The 7,235-nt window shown below is 37.9% G+C and carries 12 protein-coding genes; 3 read left to right on the top strand and 9 right to left on the bottom strand.

The annotated features are described in order from the left end of the window. The first annotated feature begins 110 nt into the window (after positions 1-110). Positions 111-545 carry a hypothetical protein gene (locus tag ACTQZM_RS11505; RefSeq protein ID WP_441653845.1) on the top strand — a complete coding sequence of 145 codons (435 nt, stop codon included), beginning with the start codon at positions 111-113 and terminating at the stop codon, positions 543-545. Between the two features lie 72 nt (positions 546-617). On the opposite strand, the gene pepF is transcribed toward ACTQZM_RS11505, so the two are convergent. From pepF to ACTQZM_RS11460, 9 genes are all read right to left on the bottom strand, one after another. Beyond that, a complete protein-coding gene (pepF, locus tag ACTQZM_RS11500) occupies positions 618-2,435 on the bottom strand; it encodes an oligoendopeptidase F (RefSeq protein WP_441653844.1) in 1,818 nt (605 codons plus the stop codon). 41 nt (positions 2,436-2,476) lie between these two features. Further along, positions 2,477-3,463, bottom strand: a complete 987-nt coding sequence (locus tag ACTQZM_RS11495) for a competence protein CoiA (RefSeq protein WP_441653843.1) — start codon at positions 3,461-3,463, stop codon at positions 2,477-2,479. 91 nt (positions 3,464-3,554) lie between these two features. After that, a complete protein-coding gene (gene ispE / locus ACTQZM_RS11490) occupies positions 3,555-4,406 on the bottom strand; it encodes a 4-(cytidine 5'-diphospho)-2-C-methyl-D-erythritol kinase (protein ID WP_441653842.1) in 852 nt (283 codons plus the stop codon). Positions 4,407-4,468: 62 nt separating this feature from the next. Further along, the gene (locus tag ACTQZM_RS11485; protein WP_441653841.1) at positions 4,469-4,621 is read right to left on the bottom strand and encodes a hypothetical protein; all 153 of its coding nucleotides are present in this window, start codon (positions 4,619-4,621) and stop codon (positions 4,469-4,471) included. Positions 4,622-4,659: 38 nt separating this feature from the next. Further along, entirely contained in the window at positions 4,660-4,908 is a 249-nt protein-coding gene (locus ACTQZM_RS11480; RefSeq protein ID WP_248624574.1) for an AbrB family transcriptional regulator, read from the bottom strand. A gap of 171 nt (positions 4,909-5,079) precedes the next feature. Then, complete coding sequence (locus ACTQZM_RS11475) at positions 5,080-5,511, bottom strand: hypothetical protein (protein ID WP_441653840.1); 432 nt, start codon at positions 5,509-5,511, stop codon at positions 5,080-5,082. A gap of 3 nt (positions 5,512-5,514) precedes the next feature. Continuing rightward, complete coding sequence (locus ACTQZM_RS11470; protein ID WP_441653839.1) at positions 5,515-6,045, bottom strand: DUF3278 domain-containing protein; 531 nt, start codon at positions 6,043-6,045, stop codon at positions 5,515-5,517. Between the two features lie 108 nt (positions 6,046-6,153). Then, positions 6,154-6,615 carry a hypothetical protein gene (locus tag ACTQZM_RS11465; RefSeq protein ID WP_441653838.1) on the bottom strand — a complete coding sequence of 154 codons (462 nt, stop codon included), beginning with the start codon at positions 6,613-6,615 and terminating at the stop codon, positions 6,154-6,156. Continuing rightward, complete coding sequence (locus tag ACTQZM_RS11460; RefSeq protein ID WP_113784745.1) at positions 6,599-6,808, bottom strand: helix-turn-helix transcriptional regulator; 210 nt, start codon at positions 6,806-6,808, stop codon at positions 6,599-6,601. Before ACTQZM_RS11460 ends, ACTQZM_RS11465 begins: the two co-directional genes overlap by 17 nt. Before the next feature lie 111 nt (positions 6,809-6,919). Between ACTQZM_RS11460 and ACTQZM_RS11455 the strand changes: the two genes are divergently transcribed. Beyond that, positions 6,920-7,114, top strand: coding sequence for a hypothetical protein (locus ACTQZM_RS11455; RefSeq protein ID WP_047334056.1), 195 nt, complete (start codon positions 6,920-6,922; stop codon positions 7,112-7,114). Further along, on the top strand, positions 7,095-7,235 hold a 141-nt coding region (tnpB, locus tag ACTQZM_RS11450; RefSeq protein ID WP_441653846.1), incomplete at its 3' end, for an IS66 family insertion sequence element accessory protein TnpB. The genes ACTQZM_RS11455 and tnpB, both read left to right, overlap by 20 nt.

Raw genomic sequence — 7,235 nt, 5'->3', positions numbered from 1 at the left:
TAAGTATGCATTAACAACTTTCTTTTTTAGTTCATAACTGTATTTAGCCATAAAAATACCGACCTCCAATTGTTAGATTTTATGGTCTAACTTTTGGGGGTCGGTACAAAGTGAATCTCTTTTTATATCTACTCTTCTTTGCCTTTACCAATATGATTGTTTTAGCCAATGAAGAATTAGAATATGAAATCCGCACCGATCAAATCAAATATCTCGAGCTTTCCAGTCAAGGCATCTTTCAAGTTTATGCTAAGCGAGCGGTCATTTATTTTATCTACTCCGCGCTTTTATTTTTACTTTGTGCAGCCTTTATTTCACCTGTCAGTATTCCCGTACAATTAGGTAGTTTATGGGTCGTGCTATTTTGTGGTATTTTATTTTCCGCCTTGTATCAACTCGTGATTTGGCTGACCATTCGCTATCAAAGAATTTCCGTCGTGGTTGATTTCTTTTACACAATTCTTTTGTTTTACTCTGGGATGGTCTTTCCGCTCAAACATGGATTTAGCTTCGGCCAATTTCTCGTACAAACCTTTTTATCATAAAATGCAAAAAAACAAGCAATCCAACAATCACGGACTGCTTGTTTTTTTTTGATTTGATTCACGAGCTTGGTTTTATTTTTCTAATTCGTTCACCAATGCTTCTAGTTCGTCTAGTCGTTGTGCGAAGACTTGCATCGCTTCTTTTAGATAATCTGCTTTAGTCATATCTACGCCGGCTTTTTTCATGACTTCGATTGGGTAATCACTATTACCAGCTTTTAGATAGTTCAAGTAGTTTTCTAAGGCATTTTCTTCCTTGCTTAGAATCTTCTTCGCTAAGGCAGAGGCAGCACTAAAGCCAGTGGCATATTGGTAAACATAATAATTGTAGTAGAAGTGAGGGATACGTGACCATTCATAGCTGATTTGTGGATCGCTTGTCACTGCATCGCCATAGTAGCGTTTGTTCAAGTTTCCATAATAATCATTTAAGAATTCAGCAGTTAATGGGGTACCTTTTGCATCTTCCACATGAATAAAGTGTTCAAATTCCGCAAATTGGGTTTGACGGAAAACAGTTGCCTTAAAGCCATCTAGATAGTGGTTAAGTACAAAAGCTCGGACTTTAGGATCTTTTTGCGTTTCCAATAAGTACTCTGTTAAGATATTTTCATTTGTTGTTGACGCAATTTCAGCTAAGAAAATAGAGTAATCACCATATACATAAGGTTGGTTTTTGCGTGTGAAATAACTATGAACAGAGTGACCCATTTCATGAACCAAAGTAAATAATTGGTCTAGGGTGTCATGCCAGTTTAACAAGATGTATGGATTGGTATCATAGCAACCTGATGAATAAGCCCCACTGCGTTTACCTTTATTTTCAACCACATCAATCCAGCGGTTTTCAAAAGCTTCTTTCACCACAGCTAAGTATTCTTCGCCCATTGGTTCTAATGCTTTGAAGGCTTCTTTAGTGGCTTCTTCATAAGTATATTTCAATGAACTTTCACCTAAAAGTGGTGTGTAGACATCGTACATGTGCAATTCGTCTAGGTTTAATAAACGCTTGCGCAAAGCCATGTAGCGGTGTAACAATGGTAAGTTTTCATTAACCACGCTGACTAAAGTTTCGTACACACTTTCAGGAATATGATTGCCACTTAATGCTGCTTGACGGGCTGATTCAAAATGACGAACTTTCGCTGAGTAGTTATGGCGTTTCACATTGGTACTTAAAGTTGAAGCGAAAGTACGTGCAAATTGTTGGTACACTTTATACAAACCTTCAAAGGCATCTTTACGTACACGACGGTCAGTGCTTTCTAATAATTGACCATATACACCGTGAGATAATTGGACTTTTCCGCCTTTTTCATCTTCAATCACCGGAAATTCTAAGTCGGCATTGTTTAAAACAGAGAAAGTATCTGCTGCAGCGCCAAAAATTTCACCGGCACCAGCTAATAATGCTTCTTGTTCAGCTGGTAAAATGTGTTCGCGATTGTCCACGATTTGTTGGATATAATGGCGATAAAGACTTAATTCTGGTAATTCATCGAAATAACCCCAAATTTTTGCATCCTCTAAAGCTAATACTTCAGGTTCAAACCAGGCAATGGCTTCACTAGCTTTAGCGACTAAGGCATTGGCACGTGAATGCAAGGCTTGATCTGTCGCATTGGTAGTGTCTTGGTCATTGCGTAAATGAGAATAAACATAAAGCGTTTCTAATTGACGCATCACATCTAAGCAATATTCTAAAGCAGCTAAAAAGGCTTTGGCACCATTGGCTAGTGTTCCTTGATAGTTGCTTACTTCTGCCAAACGATCATTCAATGCGGCAAATGCTTCTTCAAAGGCTGCATCGTCTTTAAAAATGACAGATAAGTCCCAAGTTAATTCTTCTGGTACTTCAGAACGTAATGGTAATTGTTTTGTTTCTGACATACAAACACCTCGTATAATTAAATTTTAATCATCTTTGAGTATTATAACACATATTTCTCATTTGAAAAAAGGTTTGCACTTAATTTTTCGCATTCGATAAAGATTTCCTTTAATATTTCAGCTTGATTTAAAAACGGATAATCCCAAGTAAAAGAAAAATTTTTTAATGCTTTTAGCCAAGACGGATAGTCACCTGTCTGTAAATACAACATCCGTAAAATCAACAAATCATGCTCAAACAAGACGTGATAAGGACTTGATAAATAGCACCAACCAGGTAAAGCGAGGAGATTTTGCTGATGGAGATAGCAAAACTCTTGTAAATCCATAATATGTTGTTGTCGATTAAATAACTGATTTTGCAAGTAAAACTGGTATTCCTTCACCGTCCACGAAAAAGGCTGTACAGGTGGCAGCTGCAATTGAAACACTGACTTCAACTTTAAATCAGCCAAAAGAAGCTCTTTGCAATCATAAAAATACCCACGACGATAATGCCAACGGAGATTACTATAGTATAAAAGGACATTGCGCTTTTCATCCAAGCCATAAAATTGAAAAGCCGCTTGTTTTCTACCACGACAAATCATCGCCTTCACCAATGGACGTAATTGATGTTTTTTAGGCTGTAATTTGCGTCCTACTAGCCACCAAGGATGATAATTATTAGAAAAATAGCCATGATTACGCTCTTGAAAACGTGTGGTAGATAACGGGGAACACTGCATTTCGATGGCAATTTTTCCTACTAAAAGATCCGGTCGCTGCTTTAATTGTGGCAAATAAGCCTCCATCTGTACGGGCAAATTTTGCTGTAACAACCATTGATAAAGCTGATTTTTGGCGCGTAAATGCTCGGCCGTCTCTCCTTCACTAAAACTTTCACATGCCTGGTGTTTGAAATGGGCAAAATGAGCAATTTTATGCTTGCCTCTTCTTAACTGAACTTGCTGCTTACAAGCGGGACAAAAATATTCTTGACTGCGTTTTGCTTGATGGGCATAAGTCATGATTTGTTGTTCACTCATCGCCAAAAGCATCAACATCACCTCTACTTAATAAATACGCAAAAAAAAAGAGAAAACCTTGTCGTCAAACAAAATTTTCTCTTTTTTAAAGTTATGGTAATGTCCGCACAAGATAAACTTCTTCACAGAAACCTTTGAGGGCATTGTAGATTCTTTGGGCACGCGAATATTTCTGACATAAAGCAAAGACAGTCGGCCCACTGCCACTCATCACCGCCACATCGGCACCAAATTTCAACATTTTATCTTTCATTTTTTGGACAACGGGATATTTTTGAATCGTCACACTTTCCAAATTATTGCCCATATTCGCAATCATCGCCTGATAATCTTGTGCCTCAATCGCCGCAATCAAATCATCAATCGGCACATGCTCAAGCTGGGTCGCATCCACGATTTGAAAGATTTTGCGGGTCGATACACTGATTCTAGGCTTGACCAAAACCACCCAACACTGCGGCATCGAGGCAATGGGTTCCACAATTTCGCCTTTACCACTGATTTTTGCGGTCGTCCCATGCAAACAAAACGGCACATCGGTACCCACTTGCATGCCGATTTCGATTAACTCATCCATGGATAATCCTAAGTCCCACAAACGATTCAATCCACGTAAGGCTGCGGCACAATCACTACTACCACCGCCCAAACCAGCTGCTACCGGAATCCGTTTTTCAATTGTGATTTTGACCCCTTTTTGAATCTGATAACGTTCCTTTAAAATTTCTGCAGCTTGATACACATTATTACGCTTATCGACCGGCAAAAAGGCTTTATTACTTGTGACAATAATCTCATCCGTTGGCAAGGACTCAATCTTCAAATGGTCAGCCAAATCCACGCTAGCCATTACCATCTTAAGCTCATGATAGTCATCTGCTCTTTTGTATAATACGTCCAGTCCAAGATTAATCTTCGCTGGGGCTTTTTCGTAAATTTCCATCGGCCTCACCTATCTCTTTAGACTCTTTGTTGTCCATTTTAACATAGAGGACGCCTGCTTGCCTAGTCGCGCGTGTTGTGAGGTGTATCATAGAACAATGCTTGCTCCAATTCATCTAGCGTATAATAGTTACCTTTCTTCATTTCCAAATAATTGGCATCGATTATTTCTTGCAGATATTTTAATGCCGCTTCTTTTTCCTTTTCTTTTTCCAAATTTAAAATCTCTATTTTTTATCCATCATCCCTCATTTCTATCGCCACCCGTATTTGCCAAATTTCAGCTTGAGCGACTCTTCTGAAACTAGTAGTCCTTTTTTAAAATCCGCAAAACTTTCTTCAATCAGTTCACGATCATGCTCAAGTGCTGCTAGACTCGTATCAATGATTAATAAATGATTCTCTTGACGGTAGCTTAAAATATCTCCTGGTTGTAAGCCGAATTCTTTTGGCAAAATGACCCCTACACCATTATCAATCTTTCTAACCTTCAAATTTCCCATCAATCTCACTCCATTCATACTAGCTCTATTAGCAAAATATTAACTTGTAATGAAATTTATAGCAAATAAAAACCTAAGATACTTTTCCTATAATGGGACGATTATAAGTATCTATCCCGGATATGCAAAAAAACTGGCGGCTAAAAATGAACCACCAGTCAAATATATTTATTATTCTGAAACTACCGCTGCTTGCTTTTCGGCTAATTTCTTTGCGGCTGCTTCTTTGTCATACTGCTCATGAAAGGCTAGAAAATAACGTTCTTCCACATAATCAACCAACCGATACAAATTCGGAAGTGAGATTAACGTTCTCTTTTCATCCCATTCTGTCAAGTCATAGTTTCCAAAACCTAACACCTTTCGTAATTCAGCAACCGGAATATCCAACAGCTCCATCACCATCGTTACTTCACGAAACATCCTTTTTCTTCTAAGTGTTCCATTAATCATCCATGGAAAAAGAAGAATTGGCCATAAAAAAGAAGTTGAGATGCCCCAATATTTTAATAGCATTAGGCAAAGGAGAAAAACTAGCATAAAAATAACATCGACTAAGCCATCTATTTTCTGTTGTCTCGTCCAACGCACGCTTTTTTTCATTGTTTATTCCTCATTTCTTATCTTTTTCATCCGATAGCGAATAAGAAGATACATACTGCCACCAAAGAAAACTGCCTCAAATCCAAATAGGACCAAACTCTTTAGTGAAAACACCTCAGCAACAAAACCTTGATTGGATTGCAAGGCATCAAAAATGGTCATCAGCACGCCAAAACCAATACCAGATAAAGCACATCTGACAGCATATTTCCTTTGCATTGGTATGCGTTGCTCTTCTGTGACTTCGATTTGTGCCAACTCTAGCTTATGGATTTGGTAAAGCACGTAGCCACCAACTCCTCCTGCCGTCACTAAGGCATTGATCACACAAAGACCAAATAATAACTCTTCGGCACCAACTACCCCCATTAATGTGACTGCAACAACATTTGACAGTAAAATATAATAGAACAAAAAGATAAAAGCATTATTTCCGATACGTCTGATTTCCTGCAACCGATATTCGTCCAGTACTCCCGAAATGCCGTAAAAGCGTTTAATCATTTTTTCCATCCATGTTTCTTTATGTTTCATCTACTGCACCTTCTTAAAAATTGCCTTCATGATTGTTTTCCATACTTTATAACGGAATCCATTTACCATGAATCGTCTATCTTTATTTGAAAGAATCCTTGCTTATTCTTATTCAACAATCTCCGTTAGACCATTTTCCACCGCTTGCTTTTCAGCTAATTTTTGTTCAGCGACCTCTTTTTTATAGCGCTCATGGAAAGCAAGAAAATAACGATCTTCCATATACTCTTCTAATTTAAACAAGTTTTTACGTGAAATGGGGGTATTTTTGAAGTCCCAATTCATCAAATCAAACCGCGTCCCTTGAATAACCATTCTCATCTCTGTAAGTGGAATATCTAGCAGCTCTTTAATCGTTGTAATTTTATTAAAAATAGCCTTTTTGCGATAAATCAAATAAGCAAAATCCAACAATCCCAAAATGGCTAAGTAAAAAGTCCAAAAAATAAGGTAAATGGACATTTTCAAAGCAATAAAAATAACGCCAAACAGGGTAAAAAACAAAAATATATTCGTACAAATTAAGACTTCTTTTTGCTGATTTAACGTTAAACTATTCCACTTCTTCATCTACTTCACCTTCCCAAAACAATGCATTTAAGTCCGTCTGTAATGCTTTTGCTAGACGTATACACAAATCAAGCGACGGATTATATTTATCATTTTCAATTAAATTGATCGTCTGTCTAGCTACACCGACTTGCTCAGCCAATTTTGCTTGAGAGAAGCCGACTGTTTGACGATATTGTTTGACGCGATTCATCCTAACCCCCTCTATTGTCATTTATATGGTAAGCGCCCAATAACAAGGTGTATCGCATCTATCTAATCCTCCAGTTATACTGTATTCAAACAGAAGATTGGAGGATTTTTTATGATGAAACAACCCATTGCCCCTCTAGCGATGCCCAAAACTGGCACGCAACACTGCAAGCAACGAACCAAAAATGAGCTCTTGCTTCGTTGTAAAGTGGGAACAATTGAGCTCAGTTTTTTCTCATCACTTGATGCCACTCAACGAAATGAAATTTTAGAGAAGGTGCTCGCTTATGGGACTAAACTTGAGTGATCTGGGGCCTGTCTACATTGTTTGTGGGAAAACGGATTTACGAAAAGGAATCGATTCACTGGCTTACCTTATTCAGTCACAATTTGATTTAGACCCTTTTTCAAAATCCGTCTTTCTTTTT

The organism is Enterococcus cecorum (genome assembly GCF_052119425.1).
In the GTDB taxonomy this organism is placed as follows: Bacteria; Bacillota; Bacilli; order Lactobacillales; family Enterococcaceae; genus Enterococcus_E; species Enterococcus_E cecorum_C.
This window is presented reverse-complemented; position numbering and strand designations above follow the sequence as displayed.